15 protein-coding genes are annotated in these 15,568 nt (G+C 61.0%); 4 read left to right on the forward strand and 11 right to left on the reverse strand.

The window, feature by feature from the left end; all coding sequences use genetic code 11:
- Window positions 1-430 precede the first annotated feature (430 nt).
- Window positions 431-913, forward strand: coding sequence for a 2OG-Fe(II) oxygenase (locus F6X39_RS32680; protein WP_187619649.1), 483 nt, complete (start codon window positions 431-433; stop codon window positions 911-913).
- A gap of 244 nt (window positions 914-1,157) precedes the next feature.
- On the opposite strand, the gene F6X39_RS32685 is transcribed toward F6X39_RS32680, so the two are convergent.
- From F6X39_RS32685 to F6X39_RS32735, 11 genes are all read right to left on the reverse strand, one after another.
- A complete protein-coding gene (locus F6X39_RS32685; RefSeq protein ID WP_187619650.1) occupies window positions 1,158-1,802 on the reverse strand; it encodes a hypothetical protein in 645 nt (214 codons plus the stop codon).
- 458 nt (window positions 1,803-2,260) lie between these two features.
- Window positions 2,261-2,749: a hypothetical protein gene (locus tag F6X39_RS32690; protein ID WP_187619651.1), complete on the reverse strand. Its 489-nt coding sequence runs from the start codon at window positions 2,747-2,749 to the stop codon at window positions 2,261-2,263.
- Window positions 2,750-2,751: 2 nt separating this feature from the next.
- Complete coding sequence (locus F6X39_RS32695; protein ID WP_187619652.1) at window positions 2,752-3,234, reverse strand: hypothetical protein; 483 nt, start codon at window positions 3,232-3,234, stop codon at window positions 2,752-2,754.
- A 39-nt stretch (window positions 3,235-3,273) separates the two neighbouring features.
- On the reverse strand, window positions 3,274-3,864 hold the full coding sequence (locus F6X39_RS32700; RefSeq protein ID WP_187619653.1) for a hypothetical protein: 591 nt from the start codon (window positions 3,862-3,864) through the stop codon (window positions 3,274-3,276).
- A 782-nt stretch (window positions 3,865-4,646) separates the two neighbouring features.
- Window positions 4,647-6,191, reverse strand: coding sequence for an alkaline phosphatase family protein (locus F6X39_RS32705; RefSeq protein ID WP_187619654.1), 1,545 nt, complete (start codon window positions 6,189-6,191; stop codon window positions 4,647-4,649).
- Window positions 6,192-6,341: 150 nt separating this feature from the next.
- Entirely contained in the window at window positions 6,342-7,034 is a 693-nt protein-coding gene (locus tag F6X39_RS32710; RefSeq protein ID WP_184024632.1) for a hypothetical protein, read from the reverse strand.
- Window positions 7,034-7,516, reverse strand: a complete 483-nt coding sequence (locus F6X39_RS32715) for a glycoside hydrolase family 108 protein (protein WP_187619655.1) — start codon at window positions 7,514-7,516, stop codon at window positions 7,034-7,036. The genes F6X39_RS32710 and F6X39_RS32715 overlap by 1 nt, the downstream gene beginning before the upstream one ends.
- Window positions 7,517-7,570: 54 nt before the next feature.
- On the reverse strand, window positions 7,571-9,046 hold the full coding sequence (locus F6X39_RS32720; protein WP_187619656.1) for a tetratricopeptide repeat protein: 1,476 nt from the start codon (window positions 9,044-9,046) through the stop codon (window positions 7,571-7,573).
- Between the two features lie 285 nt (window positions 9,047-9,331).
- On the reverse strand, window positions 9,332-10,195 hold the full coding sequence (locus F6X39_RS32725) for an ABC transporter permease (protein ID WP_187619657.1): 864 nt from the start codon (window positions 10,193-10,195) through the stop codon (window positions 9,332-9,334).
- A gap of 16 nt (window positions 10,196-10,211) precedes the next feature.
- Complete coding sequence (locus F6X39_RS32730; protein WP_090807505.1) at window positions 10,212-11,006, reverse strand: ABC transporter ATP-binding protein; 795 nt, start codon at window positions 11,004-11,006, stop codon at window positions 10,212-10,214.
- Window positions 11,007-11,045: 39 nt separating this feature from the next.
- A complete protein-coding gene (locus F6X39_RS32735) occupies window positions 11,046-12,065 on the reverse strand; it encodes an ABC transporter substrate-binding protein (protein WP_187619658.1) in 1,020 nt (339 codons plus the stop codon).
- Window positions 12,066-12,332: 267 nt separating this feature from the next.
- On the opposite strand from F6X39_RS32735, the gene F6X39_RS32740 reads away from it, so the two are divergent.
- From F6X39_RS32740 to F6X39_RS32750, 3 genes are all read left to right on the forward strand, one after another.
- Entirely contained in the window at window positions 12,333-13,010 is a 678-nt protein-coding gene (locus F6X39_RS32740; RefSeq protein WP_018423692.1) for a response regulator, read from the forward strand.
- Between the two features lie 2 nt (window positions 13,011-13,012).
- A complete protein-coding gene (locus tag F6X39_RS32745; RefSeq protein ID WP_187619659.1) occupies window positions 13,013-14,398 on the forward strand; it encodes a sensor histidine kinase in 1,386 nt (461 codons plus the stop codon).
- 127 nt (window positions 14,399-14,525) lie between these two features.
- Entirely contained in the window at window positions 14,526-15,566 is a 1,041-nt protein-coding gene (locus F6X39_RS32750) for an ABC transporter substrate-binding protein (RefSeq protein WP_187619660.1), read from the forward strand.
- The last annotated feature ends 2 nt before the right edge of the window (window positions 15,567-15,568 follow it).

Genomic DNA, 15,568 nt, shown 5'->3' on the forward strand with positions numbered 1-15,568 from the left:
CATCCTAGACCTCGCCGACCCGGCGCCGCCGGCAGTTCGTCGTCTCCGGCGGCTACGCCGCCTCCGACTCCTCACTACCGGCCAAGATGAATGTCGGTACACCGGACGTAGTCATTGTCGCCGCCCACCCGACAACGCTTGATGGTTTTGACCAGTTGGTAGCAGACCCGAGCGAGTACTCGATCGAGCCGCCAGCGGAAGAACAAATAAAACGGATGCATTTCTGGAACACCCCCTGATTGAAGCGGAAATCGAATTGCTGGTTGATTGCCTGATCGGCGACGCCGTGCCGGACGAGGCAATCGATGTCGCGTCGAATTCCCGAGCCAGCGAATTCGACATCGCGACACGCGCGCTCGCCGTCGACGGCTGGTGTGTCGTGTCGAACTTTTTGTCACAGAGCCAGACGCAGGCCTTATCGACCGAATGCATGGCCATGCACGACGCGCAGCTGCTGACACCAGCCCGTGTGGGGGCCAATCGCGCTGCCACACGTTTGCGCGGCGATAGCACGCACTGGTTCCAACCCGACGCGCTGAGCAAGCGCCAGCAGGCGTTCGCCGATCGCATCGACGTGCTACGGAACGCGCTCAACCGCGACCTGTTTCTCGGTCTGCTCGATAGCGAATCACACTACGCGGTATATCCGCCAGGTGCCGGATACGCACGCCACCTCGACTGCCTGCGTAACAGCGACAGCCGCGTGATTTCCGCTGTGTTCTACCTCAACGAAGCGTGGCAGGACGCCGAGGGCGGCGCACTGCGGCTATACCTTGCCGATCAGTCTTATCACGACGTCTTTCCGCGCGCCGGAACGCTGCTCTTGTTTCTCTCGGCGGAGTTTGAACACGAGGTGCTGCCCGCCACGCGCGACCGCATGAGCATTGCGTGCTGGATGAGGCAGCGGGTGTAAGCCGAACCGCGTGCGCATCTGTGGTTAACGATCCAGGATCGCGCCCTTTCGGATCAGCTTGACAATCAATTGCCGGATTTCGTTAGTGTCCAGTTCGGCATGGTGCCGATGGCATACGCGCGAAGCCAACGCCGAGCCACGACAATGTGGCCGAGCTCGGAAGCTCAATCAAGCCGTGAGCCCTCCTTTCGCCCCCGTCACGCTGGGTGCAGCAGACGCGGGAACAGAGCCCCCAAAAAATAGCTCAGTGTCGGAGATTTTCCTCGCAATCTTCCCAGTACCGAAGCGGGTCGCGATGTTGTGGATAGTGTAAGTTGAGCCACTCTGACAACCTGGCCCAATCGGGATGGTTGGTACCAGTTTGAGCCGACCAGATCGACGACCTCTCAAGTACTTGACCGTTCACGCGATCACGGACGAGCAAGCTGCTCAGTCCGCTTGAACTGTCCGTCTGTGACTCAACCAGATACCGCGGCAGAATCCTGAGCTCAGCATCCTCGGCCCACCCGTATAAGGCGCGGACCACGCCGGACGGATCTCGCAACTCTATGGGTCCGCTTTCCGGGCGAACGGCTGTCCAACCTTCAGGAAACTCAGTGACAACCTCGTTTTTACCTTCCCTTACCCACTTCGCGCGCCATGCCCTCGCCATCGACTCGCGCATGCGAGATACCGACTCGTAGGCAGCAGGCAACTCGATCGCCATCGGAAGAGTAATGAGGTTGTCTTTCCAGAGTTTGGCTTCGTCGTCGACGCGCTCGACCTCGTCGAACACCCCTGCATCGAATGGGTTCTCTGGCCGGCTCGATACTTTCACGTTCCCATTAGGCAGACCCTCGAAAAGGCGCTCAGCATCATGGCGGGTAAGTTTCGTCTTTCCTTTCTTCATTGGGCTCTCTGCAACAAGGTTGTCGCTAACGCGTAGGCCATAACGACCGAAATCGGGCGCCACTTCCTCTCACGCGCGTTTGAAGATGCTCACGATCCTATTCTGCGCTATTCGCATGTTACCGGCTTGCGCGGCGGCAATGGCGCGGCTTATGCCGCCGCTCCTGCCGCCGGACATCAGACGGGTCGATCCTCGCACAGGATCAGAGGATGAGCGGACGGGCGTCTATCGACTTCTCGCGAAGTCTCCTTCTACCACAGCGGTTATCGAATGGAAGGAGGTGGCAGAATCCGGGCAAACGAACTGCCGTACACGACCCATCCCGGACACTCGGTCAGCGGTGACACGACCGTCGCTTTCGAAAGCGTAGCCGCCATTCGACGTACGCGCCTAAATAGCACTCGATATAAATGCTCAACGTAGTGCGAAAACACGTGGACTGACAAAGCACTTTTCACTTAATGCTGCGAAGAACAAGCGCCGTGCCAGAAAATCAGAACTATTAGGCATAGGTTCACAAATCGGATTACCCAACTAATTATTCTGACCCACGGCCAGCTCGTCAATTCGTGGTTGATTCCGCGTATCGAAATAACTGGACCATCGGTCAGTTCGTGAAACCGACGGCCGCCAAATACGGCAATTAACACGACGATCGCAAAGATGAGAGCCAGTAAGGTTCCCATCAGGACTGTCGAGTCCCGATAAAGCGACGTCATCGTGGCAAGGACGGCGACCAACGTTGGTGCTAGTCCGTATATTGCCAGCACACCTCGGGTAAAATTCTCTATGGGTTCTTTAATTTTCTCGTCGCGAACTAACTCGTCAACTCCATTTCGGATCTGACGGTCATTCGGAAAGGCCGCCACTTCAAGGAGGATCGCCAGCGTCGGAGCCGCCCACTCCCATTCCAGAAGAGTCTTGGACAGCGCCTCAACAAGTGCCATAGCTAGACAACCGTTATGGACACTAGTTGCTGTTTGACTGGCATCGGAGCAGGTGTCCCCCAACCGCCACCCGATTGAAGACCGTGAACCTGCACGGAGCCCGAAACGACATCGATTTGCATTGGGGGAACCTGATTGACTTCAAAAGAAGCAGCGTCTTCTTTCCACGTCTTTACATCGGTGGCAAATAGCTCAAGCGTTGCGTCCCACTCGTTAGTATATGTTTGCCCAGAGTGTTTGAAATAGACGGCTCCCCCGCTGCCGTTCAACTGCGCGAGCACGGCCGGCCGGATCTTGTATTTAATGACAAACTGATAGTCATGAATTGGTAGCTTTTGCATAACGGCCGATACTTGAGTTACGTCTTTATCCGTCCGGGACGCTGACGTAATAGGCGCTCCTTGCTGATAAAAGTACACGTCGAACCAAAGATTCCCGCAACGGGTCCCGGCGCGCTTTGCTCCTAGCAATTTTCTTATATTCATGCTCGTCTCCAAAGGAAGCGGGCGCTTACTCCGTAAATCTTAGCTATTGAGCGCGTCAACAAGCGACCGCAGCACGCGTCGGATCGATTCGATCCCCGGTTCCGCTTTCTCGTTGTATATGTACGTTGAACCGATGAAGTCGGCGATGTGCGGTTCGAGCGTTTTCAGTTCTCCGCGCGGGAGAAGCACTCCGACGTCTGCATAGCGGTCGGGATAATCCCATTCAGAGCGCGGATCCGCATGCCCTTCGCGGTCGACGTTGTCGTCGACTAGCTTTGACCACGCCACGAGCCCCGTCGCCCTCTCGGCATAATCGCCCGCCTGTAGTTTGATAAACGTCAAATCCTCATAGCGCACGACGCCGGCTAGCTGACCACTAACGCCGCCGGCGTGCGAAAACGAATCGGTTTCTATCAGACTGTCTTCCGTCCAAGCCACTGCACGAACTTGTCCTCGTCCGACAGCCTCGTCGAACAAAAAAGTCTCAATTCGAGGCGGCTCTGCTCTTCCAGTCCAAGTAACAGCGACGAAGTCGTCGACCGTCCGTCGACCACGAATGACCATGTCGTTCTCGGTCGCCTTCCACCATTCCTCGCCGGACCCTGACGTTTCCTTTACAGTCGAAGGCATGACGTCTCCTATTTTTGCAGGCGCACACACGAGAGCAGATTTGCCATAAGCTCGGACAATTGCCTTTACTCGTCCGTGCGCAAACTCACATAAAGTTCATGGAATTCGGGTTGATACTACATCGCTAGATTCGTTCTGCCTACTGCGGTCATTTACGCAAGAGCCACGCCCGCTGGGGCGCTGCGTTTTTTGCTCTCTCCTTCTTCCTCAACAAACAGAAAAGCGTGGTTCCTCTTCCAGAACGACGGCTATGGGAGCAGATTTCACCTCATATGTTTGATGGCTTTGCTTGAAGTGTCTGAAAGTAAATGTATTTTTTGCGCAACCAGTTGCTTTCCCGTCGAGACAAAGGAGCTCTCAAAGGAGAAAATGGGCGTCGGTAGTGACATTTTTTTCGCGCGAAATTGACAGCGTCACACTTGGGACGCCAGCGATCGAGTCCGGACTCGTGTTGTCGTGGGCTTGAAAAGATTGAGTCTGCTATTTGGTGCAAAGCGGCCATTTGAATGGCAAATTCGTATCAGTAGCGAGTGACTGAGACTGGCCGTTGTCCGCGCGATGGCGCTTGTCGCCGGGAAAATAGCCGGCGGCGCTGCGCTGCGGCGGTCCCGAACCGAAATTCCCGGTTTCTGTGGCACGATTCACCGTCGGCTTCACTGATACCGTCACTGCCAACCGGCCACTGCGTCAAGACTATTGAAATAGTCAAAGAAATCCAAGTTCCCGATTTCACGAACTCTGGGATCCGGCAACGTTCCGCACTACCACCGCTTTGCGGCGTGCTATTTCTCCGAGACCGGATTGACGGACGAGGCCGTTTCTTCCGCATCGTCTCGCGCGATGCCCGGCGTCGCCCCACGGACCGATTGCCGCAAGCGCGTGAACGCCTGGCTCGTGCGTGCATCGCGTTGGTCGCGTGCGTCGTAGAAGTCCTTGCTGAGCCACTGGCCGAGACTCATCATCAGCGAGCCCAACGCGCTCTTGAAGCGCACCCATGCGTTGCCGGTGCGCGCCAGTTGCGCGGCCGCCTCGACCGCCTCGGCGGCGAGCCGGTCCAGTTCCGCGTGGAGATAGTCGGCGAAATGATGCAGGCCATGCTGATTGCCATTCGACGATTTGCGCTCCAGTTCGACGTGCTGCGCAATCAGCGATTGATTGGGCACGCGAATAAACGGCGGCGTATTGGTGCGCGCGCCGCCGCCACGGCGAATTGCCACATCGAGGTTCGCGGACGCCTCGGTGCGCTTGCCGAGCGGTGGCATTTGCCACTTGTCGCACAGGTACTTCAGCAGGCTGCAATGATCGAATCGTTCGTTGCACACGCCGGCTTCGCACCACGGTGACACCAGGATGGCGGGAACACGCACGCCGAGTCGTTTGAAATCGAAGCTCGCGGTGTGGTCGTCGGGCGCGAGCGCGTCGGCCGGCGGCGATACGTGGTCGTAGAAACCGCCGTGCTCATCGTAGAGGACCACCAGTAACGTGCGCTCCCACAGCGCCTGATTCGAGCGCAGCGCATTGTAGGTATCCGCGATCAGCTTCTCTGCCTTCATGATGTTGTGCGGCGGATGATCGTCGTTCTGCGCTTCGCCGAAGTACTTCGGCTCGATCAGTACGAATTGCGGAAACTGACTGGCGGGTCCCGCTGCGTCCTCGAAGAATTTATCGAAAGAGCGGTAATTCGCGAGGTTTTCCGCGCGTCGCTGGTTCTTCAGCAGCAACGAGGCGGGGAAGTCGTAGAAATAGACGCTCCATGTTTTGCGCGCGGCGTTCAGCCGATCGAAAATCGTGTCCTGATCCTGCTCGGTGTACCAGTGCGGATTGAGCCCGTCGAGTCCCGAAGGCATTCCGATCTCGCCTTTCGACGTACCCGTCAGCGCGAAAAAACGGTTGGGCCACGTCGGTCCCGGCAATGACGAGAACCACCGGTCGCACACGGTGAATTGCGAACCGAGCGTGTGCAGCGCGGGCAGAAAGCCGAGCGGGTAATAGCCCATCACGTCTTGCCGCGCGGCGAGGCTGCTCTTCGGGTAGTCGTTCACGAACGTACGCACGAAACCGCTGTTGTCGGCGGCGATCTGTTCCATCACGGCCTTGTGCTCGTGATTCGGATCGTGCTTCACCTGCCGCTCGCGCGTTTCACGCGGATAGAAGGTGTGGCCTTGACCGTCGGCGTTCGATTTGCCGGCCGCGTTGCGCACGCCGTCCAGTTTGTCGTGCACGGCGTCGAGGCAGCCGAGCATCTGGTCGAACGAGTGATTCTCCATCAACACTAGCACGACGTGTTCGATCGGATCGTTCTGCGCGTTCTGCTCGACGTCACTCATCTTTTATCGCTCCACTCGGGACGGGATGGACTTCGCGTTGCCAACTTAGCGCAAAACGCGCGCTGGCGAAAGAGCCCTGCTTGATGCGGACATGCGCGCGACGGTCAATGTACTTCGTCGCGCGCATGATTCGCTTAACGTAGCATCGACTCAACTGCCGCCCGAGAAGATCGGACCTTGTCCGCCCGGCGCGAACGATGGGAAGTGGTCGCCGGACGGCGCGGCCGCCGCCGGTGCGTGCGCTCCCGACTGCGACGCCGGTTCGCGCAACGTCAACGCGCTATCGGCCGTGATCGGCACGCTCGGCTTCGCGAGCAGCTCGGTCTTGCGCATCGAGCCGACCGACGTGCCGAAGTAATAGCCGATGATGCTGATCCACGCGGTTCCCAACGCGCCGACGATCACGTTGACGAGATCCTTGTTGCTGCCCGGCAAAGGCTGGAACGCCATCAGCAGCAAAATGCCGAAGAAGCCGGTGGTGACGGCCATGGCGAGCACCTTCGGGACCCAGTCGCGATTGGCGACACCCATCGCGCGTGCATTCGCGGTGTCGCTCGTGGCGATGCGGGCCATGTCGGCGTCGTGCGCGAGGCTCGACTGCGCGGCCGTCACCATCAACTGCTGCAATTGCAGCGAATTCGCGCTTTCGGCCTGGCGAAGTTTTTCGAGTGCGCCGGGGTCGTTCAACGCGGGTTCCACGAAGGCCGGGTCGCTCGGCGTGCCGAGCGCGTGCGAGATGATCGCGGCGGCAGCGGTCACGCCGAGGCCGACCGGCCCCCCTACGAGCCCGGCGAGAAGCGGGGCGGTGCTGTTGATATTCTTCGCAACTTTAGACCAGTCCATCATGCTGCTCCCAGGAGAAGATTGGCTGCCATGCGTTCGGTCCAGCCGCGGCTGAAATTCGGCCACGAATGCAGGTTCCGCAGGTACCGCAGACGATACGCGGCGAAGCGCATCACGAACTTCATCGGATCGGCGTTCCTGACCGCATCGAGCGTGTCGGGGCCGAACTTGCCGTCTTCCTTGGCGCCGGACGCTTTCTGCATCCACAGCACGACGAGGCCGCCGTTGTAGTTCGCATCGAAAATCTGGAAAGCCACGCGCGGATCGAGTTCGTCGAGATGCAACGGGTCCCAGTACCTGCGCTTGGCGATCTGATGGGCGGTATCGAGCGGCAGGTCTTTCATCGCGCCGTTATAGCCCTCACTGCGCGCGACGCGCGCTGTCACACCCCACATCGTTTCGCCGCCTGGATCGGCCGGATTGAAGCTGTACCCGCCTTCGTTTCCGATCAAGGCTTTGAATGCATCTTCGAAGCTGTCCATCAAACTGTCTCCTGTTCGGCTGTGTTGCCAACTCAAATGGCGAATGCGCGCGGCTCAGGCCGCTCGCATCGCCCGTCCTACGGCGTCGCGTACCGTATCGAGCGATGCCCGAAGCGGGTACGACGTCATGGGATTCGAAACGGGCTTGACGCGCAGGTCAGGCCTCGATGTCCGGGCGTCGGCTTCGTCGGGCGATGCGTCCGTCGAGAGCGCCAGCTCGCGTTCGCGCGCCGACAACGTGCCGGCGTCGAGCTGCAATGCCTGTGCGTACTTGCGCGCGGCCTCGCGCAGCGCGCCTTTGTGTTCCAGCGCGTGGCCCCATTCCACATAGGACGGCGCGAGATCGGGACGCAACGCGACGGCGTGCGACAGCTTGTCGATCGCTTCGTCGTCGTGGCCGGTTTTGACGAGCGCCTCGGCCCAGTCGTGCAGCGTGTCGACGGAGTCGGGGTTCATCCTGGCGGCCTGCCTGAATGCTTCGAGTGCTTCGCGATCGTGCTTCTTCGAATGCAACAGCACGTCGCCGAGCAGTCGCAGGTTTTCAGCGGTACGCGACTTTTCCTTCGCGCCGGCCCGCAGTTCCTTTAGCGCATCGTCGATGCGGTTCTGCTGTTCGAGCGCAATGCCGAGACCCGCGCGCAGCACCGCCGAGTGCTTGTATTGGGTCAATGCTTCACGGATCTGCTGCTCGGCTTCTGTCGAGCGCTGCTGACTGTCGAGCAACCACGCCTTGCCCGCGACTGCCCATTGGGCTTGCTCGGATGAGGGCAACGCGAGGACTTCGTCATAGATCCCGACGATCTCGCGATAGTCGCATTGCGCGAGCGAGCACTTGGTCTTTTGCACCTGCGTGAACAGATGACTGGCGAGGATGTTAGGTTCGGCGAGGCGCATCGCCGTGACTGCGATGTCGTGCACGAGCTTTTCGAGGTCGCGCCCTTCGAACGGCACCGTGCTTTCGCGGCCGTTGAACGGTCCGTGTTCTATCTGCACGTGCGCGACGTATGAATCCGCGCTGCTATTCGTCTTCGTGATGCCGATGTGCACGGCGACATCGTCGCGTTGGAGCACGCCTTTGATGAAGCGCACCGTCGACGCATACGACATTTCCTGACCCGGAATCTGGATGTCCTGTTGCGCGTCGTTGCTGGTCATCGTGTCGTGCGGAATCGATTCGGCATCCTGGCCGATTTCCTTCATCGCCGACATGATCCGCTCGGCGAGGAAGTTCGCCGTATAGCCGCGCTCGGTCAGCGTTTGCGGTGTCTCCACCGGCGGTACCAGCAATTGACGCGTGAGCACGCCGCGCACGACGAGGCAGATGGAACCGATCGTCAGTAGGATGAACAACCAGGGCAAGACATACGGCCAGAGGCGTTTCGGTCCGCGGCCGATCACACCGGCGGTGTGCAAGCCGAACAGCACGAATCCGCTCGAATGATGTCGATCGCGGCGATTCGCGGTGTTGGCGCGCATGAACGGGCCGCCGTACCCGTTGGTTGACCGGCGTTGACTCTGTGCACTCGACATGACTCACCTCGCTTCGATCCGCGATCGATGTTGGCAATCGCCTGACTTGCGCGGTGGGTATGCATCGAGCGTGCCATAGCGCATGGAACGGGCTGGCAGCCGGATGTTGGCTTCTGGTGGGGGATTGAAAGAGAAAAGTGTTGCGAGGTGGCCAACGTATTGCGAAAAACAGTTTGCTGGCGGAAGACAGGATGTGCGTTAGCAAATAAAAATGCCGCTCAGTCCAGAAGACTGAGCGGCACCGGTGAAGCGAACTACTGTTTGTGGACTCTGCGCTGCCGTGGTTTAAACCGAACTCGGCCGCCACTTCAACAATCGCCTCTCCACCGCGGTCAGCAGGTAGTCGGCGGCAAGCGCGACCACCGCCAGCACGATCATCGCCGCGAACACGCCGGCGGCATTGAACGCGCCCTGGGCGGTGGAGATCAGCAAGCCGATGCCCTGCTTCGAGCCGAGAAACTCGCCGACCACCGCGCCGACCAGCGCAAAGCCGAAGCTCACGTGCAGGCTCGCGAGAATCCAGCTGAGCGCCGACGGAATCACGACCGAGGTCGTCACCTGACGGCGCGACGCGCCGAGAATCTGCGCATTCGCGATCATGTAGCGATCCGCTTCGCGCACGCCCTGGAACGCGTTGGCGAACACGACGAAAAACACCATCACGACCGCGAGCGCGACTTTCGATGCCATGCCGAGCCCGAGCGCGATCACGAACACCGAGCCGAGCACGACGCGCGGGATCGAGTTGGCGATCTTGATGTAGAGACTGAACACGTCGGAGAGCAGCTTGTTGCGGCCGAGCACGATGCCGCAGAAGATGCCCCCGATCGAACCGATGATGAAGCCGAGCCCCGTTTCCTCGAGCGTGACCCACACCTGCGTGAGCAGCGGCCCTTGCGAGGTACCGTTCACGAACCAGTCGACGATCTGCGCGAAGATCTCGGTCGGCATCGAGAAGAAGAAAGGGTCGATCCACTTCAGGCGCGCGGACAGTTCCCAGCCGCCGAGCACGACCACGAGCAGCAGAATGCGCAGCGAAATCACCAGAACCTGGCGCTGGCGGATCTTCTTCTGTGCAATACGCTCGACGTGAGCGAGCGACGCGGCGTCGATGCCCGAGGGCATCATCTGTTGAGAGGGTGTAGACATGTTTGCCGTTCCTTGATTAACCGATCTGCACTTCTTCGCGCAGGTCATGCCAGATATCGCGCGAAATTTCGATGAAGCGTGAGTCGTAGCGGACCTCCGACGTGACGCGCGGTCGCGGCAGATCGATTTCGTAGACTTTCTTCAGCGTGGCGGGGCGGGCAGTTAGCACGAACACGCGGTCGGCGAGCGCGATCGCTTCTTCGAGGTCGTGCGTGACGAACACGACCGAGCCGGCGCCGCCCCACAATTGCAGCAACTCGTCCTGCATCAATGTGCGCGTCTGCATGTCGAGCGCCGAGAACGGCTCGTCCATCAGCAGGATTTCCGGCTTGTTGATGAAGGTCTGCGCAAGCGCCACGCGCTTGCGCATGCCGCCGGACAGTTGATGCGGATAGTGCTTGCCGAACTTGTCGAGGCCCACGCGGCGCAGCCATTCGTTCGCTTCGTCGTAAGCGGCCGATTTCGAGCGGCCGCGATACAGCGGACCCGCCGCGACGTTGTCGAGCACCGAGCGCCACGGAAACACCGCATCGGCCTGAAACACGAAACCGATGCGCGGATCGATGCCGTCCACCGGCGCGCCCATCACGCGCACTTCGCCGGTGGTCGGCTTCAGCAAGCCGGTGATCATGCTGAGCGTGGTGGACTTGCCGCAGCCGGTCGGGCCGACCACCGCGACGAATTCGCCGCGTGCCACCGACATGCTGAAGTCGCGCAGCGCGATCGTGGCCTTGCCGTCCGGGGAAATGAAACGGCACGACACGTTGCGCATTTCGATCGCTGGCGTCTCGCGTGACATAGGTTGATTCATCGGCGGGTGCCTCGCAGTTCTGTGAAGATGAAAGAAGCGTTACTTCGACGCAGTCTTGACCGGCGCCGACACGTAGTCGTTGGTGTAGGTCTTGGCGAGATCGATATGCTTGCCCTTCACCGACGGATTGAATGCGGACAGCACCTTCAGCACCGTTTCCGGGCCGTCGGCGGGCATCTTGCCGTCCTTCGTGAACATCGGCAGCGACGCCTTCAGCGCGTTCACGTACAGGTCCTTGTTGTTGCCGTAGTAGTCTTTCGGCATCTGCGCGGCGATGTCCTCGGCGCTATGCGTCGCGATGTAGTTCAGCGTCTTCACGAACGCATGCGAGAGCTTCGCGGCCTCGTCCTTGTGCGCTTCGGCCCACGCGCGCTGCACGTAGAAGCTCGAAGCGGGGTAGGTGCCGCCGAGCGCGGCGCGCGTGCCGTCCACGTTGCGCATGTCGACCAGCACCTTCGCGTCGCCGGTCTTCAGCAGTTGCGAGACGGTCGGCTCGGTGGTCATGCCGGCGTCGATGCGGCCTTGCTTGACGGCGGCGATGAAGCTGTTGTCCGCGCCGACCGGCAACATCGTGTATTGCGTCGACGGCACGCCCGCGCGCTGCGCGAGGTACTGCGTGAGGAAGCTGGTCGACGAACCGAGGCCGGTCACGCCGAGCGTCTTGCCTTTGACGTCGGCCATGCTCTTCAGCGAATCGGCCGCCTTCGTCGAGACCATTTCTACTTCGCCCGGCACCTGGCCGAAGACGACGAGCGCCTGCACTTCCTTGCCCTTGCTCTGCAGGTCGATCGTATGATCGTAGAAGCCGACCACGCCTTGCACCGCACCCGCGAGCAGTTCGTTCTCCGCATCGACACCGGCAGGCTGCGACAGGATCTCGACGTCGAGGCCTTCGTCCTTGAAGTAACCGAGCTGCTCGGTGAGCTTGGCCGGCAGATAGATGATCTTGGTGGCGCCGCCGACCATGATCGTGATCTTCTCGGCGTGAGCGGCGGCCGATGCGGCGGCAAGGGCGAACGCAACTCCTGATACAGCGGCAATCTGGCGCAAGGTACGCATGAAGCAGTCTCCTTAGGTGGGTCGCCGCGAGCGTGGTGCGCGGCGCTTTTCTGGGTCAATGGGGGCGATTATAGAAACGCGAAACCTTCTGCCAGCTTTCGGGGTTTGGCGCAAACCATGGGTGTTAACCCGAAAATGCGCCGAAAATGCGCCGAAATTGCGCGCGGATCGGCACTGCGCTTGAACCTATGCGGCAAACCACACGGTATGCGCGCAGCCCCCTTGTTTTAAGGCACAATCGACGACCTGACTTTTGCCGTTGCCGCCATGAAGCTGCTGCTGATCGAAGACAACCCCACGCTTGCGCACTGGCTCGCGAAAATGCTGGAGCAGGAGGCCTTCGCGCTCGACGCCGTGCAGGACGGCGATGAAGCCGACCGCCTGCTGCGCACCAATCACTACGACGTGATCCTGCTCGACCTGAACCTGCCGAAGCTGTCGGGCAAGAACGTGCTGCGCCGGCTGCGTCAGCGTGGCGACGCGACGCCGGTGCTGATCCTCACCGCGAGCGGCTCGATCGACGAGAAGGTGGAGCTGCTCGGCGCCGGCGCCGACGACTATCTGGTGAAGCCGTTCGAAGTGCGCGAGCTGATCGCGCGCATCAAGGTGGCGATTCGGCGGCAGTCGCCGTCGAAAGCGGGCGAGGTGGTGTGCGGCGATCTGTCGTTCGACATCGACACGCGCCAGTTCACGCTGAAGGGCGCGCCGCTGAACGTGACGCCGCGCGAGCGTTCGGTGCTCGAAGCGCTGATCCTGCGCCTCGGCAAGACGGTGACGAAGCCGGCGCTCGTCGATGCGATCTTCACGCTCGCCGACGAGCCGAGCGAGGATGCGGTCGAGATCTACATTTCGCGTCTGCGCAAGAAGCTCGATGGCAGCTCGGCCGCGATCGTCACGCTGCGCGGGCTCGGCTATCTGCTGCGCAAGCGGGAAGACGACCAGTAACGATGGCCAATAGCCTACGCATACGCCTGCTGTGGTGGCTGCTCGTACCGCTCGCGCTTTATGTGTTCGTGACCGGCAAGACCGAGTACGACAACGCGCGGCACACCGCGAATCTGGTGCAGGACAATCAGCTGGTCGCGTCGGCGCGGATGATCGCGGGCGAGGTCGAATGGAGCGACGGCTTTCTGCGTGTCGATGTGCCGCCCGCCGCGCTCGAGATCTTCGCATCGCCATATCGCGACCAGGTGTTCTATAGCGTGCGTGTCGACGATGGGCGGCTGCTCGCGGGTACGCCTGATTTCCCGCCGCGTCCGCTGCGGGCGCCCGACGTGCCGGATTCGTACTACACGCAGTTGCACGGCCAGCAGGTGCGCGCTGTCGACATCGTGCGGCTCATGTACGACAACGGCGCGACGCGTCCCGTGCGCGTGACGGTCGGCAAGACCGTGCGCTCGCGCGATGCGATGACGCAACAGCTGTGGCGGCCGCAACTCGTGCGCCAGCTCGAAATGATCGCGCTGGCGGTGGCGCTCGTTTGCATCGGGCTCACGTTCGAGTTGCGGCCGTTGATGAAGGTGAAAGACGAGGTGGCCGACCGCGATCCGATGCAGCTCGAACCGATTCGCGTCGAGCGTCTGCATACGGAACTGCGGCCCATCGTCGATGCGATCAATCAGTGCATCGCGCGGCTCGGCGTGCAGGTGGCGGCGCAGCGGCGCTTTATCGCCGACGCCGCGCATCAGTTGCGCACGCCGCTCACGCTGCTCGGCACGCAACTGCAGTTCGCGCGGCAGCAGGAAGGCCTCAATCCCGCGCTCGACGAAGCGCTTGCCGCGATGCATCGAAGCAACCGTTCGATGGTTGGGCTCACCAACAAGCTGCTTTTGCTCGCGCAGGCCGAGGCCGCCGACAACTCGCAGCTCGCAATGGAACGCGTCGATCTGGTGCCGCTCGCGATGGAGGTCGTCGAAGATCTCGGCCTGCTCGCGCAGGCACGTGAAATCGATCTGGGCGCGGAATTGCACGGCGCGGCGCCGGTGCTCGGACATCGCGGCTTGTTGCAGGCACTGATCGCGAATCTCGCCGAGAACGCGATTCGCTATACGGGCAGCGGTGGTCACGTGACGGTCGCCGTGAACGCTGATACCGCGGCCAATGCGGTGACGGTCAGCGTGACCGACAACGGCCCCGGCATTCCGGCCGAATCGCGCAGCCGCGTGTTCGAGCCGTTCTTTCGTGCGTCGACGGATACCGAGGGCACGGGCCTCGGTCTTGCGATCGTGCGCGAAATCGCGGACGCCCATCACGGCGAGATCACGCTGAAGGCGGGCGAGGGCGGCAAGGGTGTGCATATCGCCGTGACGTTTCCGCGCGCAACGCCGAAGTGATCGGGATAAACCCGAGGTTCGCGCAACATGCACAGCCGGGAAAAGCATCGGGAAGGGTTCGCACCTTCAAAATCACGGGCAGGCGACCCGCGCGGCGCCCAGACGCAAGATAACGGAGACACCCCCAATGAAGCTTTCCTTGACGCGTTTCTCGCGCGCGGCCTATGCCACCGTCGCGGCGTCGCTCGCGCTGTGCGCGCTCGCGAGACTCGCGACGCCTGCGCAAGCCGCCGCGCCGGAGAAACTCGCGATCATGGTGGGTGGTACCAACAAGCTCATCTATCTGCCGGCGCGTCTTGCCGAACGGCTAGGCTATTTCAAGGCCGAAGGGCTCGACGTCGAACTGCTGTCGCAGCCGACTGGAATAGACGGCGAAAATGAAATGCTCGCGGGCGCGGTGCAGGGCGTGGTCGGCTTCTACGATCACACGATCGATCTGCAGACACGCGGCAAGGAAGTGAAGACGATCGTCGTGTTCAGCCAGGTGCCCGGCGAAGTGCAACTGGTCGCGGCGAAATCGGCCGATTCGATCCGGAGCATGGCCGACGTGCGCGGTAAAACACTCGGCGTGACGGGGCTCGGCTCCTCGACGAGTTTTCTCACGCAGTACCTCGCACAGCGCGCGGGCGTGCCGTCCACGCAATACACGCTGCTGCCGGTCGGCGCGGACAGCAGTTTCATCGCGGCGATGCGGCAAGGACGCATTCACGCGGGCATGACGACCGAGCCGACCGTCACTCGACTATTGAAAGCGGGCGACGCCAAAGTACTCGTCGACATGCGCAATGTCGATGGCACGCGCGCCGCGCTCGGAGGCATGTATCCGGCGTCGAGCCTCTACGTGCAAAGCACGTGGCTCGACGCGCATGCCGACGAAGCCGCGAAACTCGCGCGCGCATTCGTCAAGACGCTGCGCTATATGCGCACCCACAGCGCGGAACAAATCGCCGCGCAGATGCCAAAAGGAGACATCGGCAACGACAGGGCGCTGTATATCAGCGCATTGCAGGCCTCGCTGCCGATGTACACCGTCGACGGCAAGATGCCAGCCGACGGTCCGCAGACGGTGCTGAAGGTACTGTCGAGCTTCAATCCGGCGGTGAAGGGACGGCATATCGATCTGTCGCGCACGTTTACCAATCAGTTTGTCGATGACGTGAAGCCTTGAAA

It is taken from the genome of Paraburkholderia sp. UCT2, from assembly GCF_014397665.1.
GTDB lineage: Bacteria > Pseudomonadota > Gammaproteobacteria > Burkholderiales > Burkholderiaceae > Paraburkholderia > Paraburkholderia tuberum.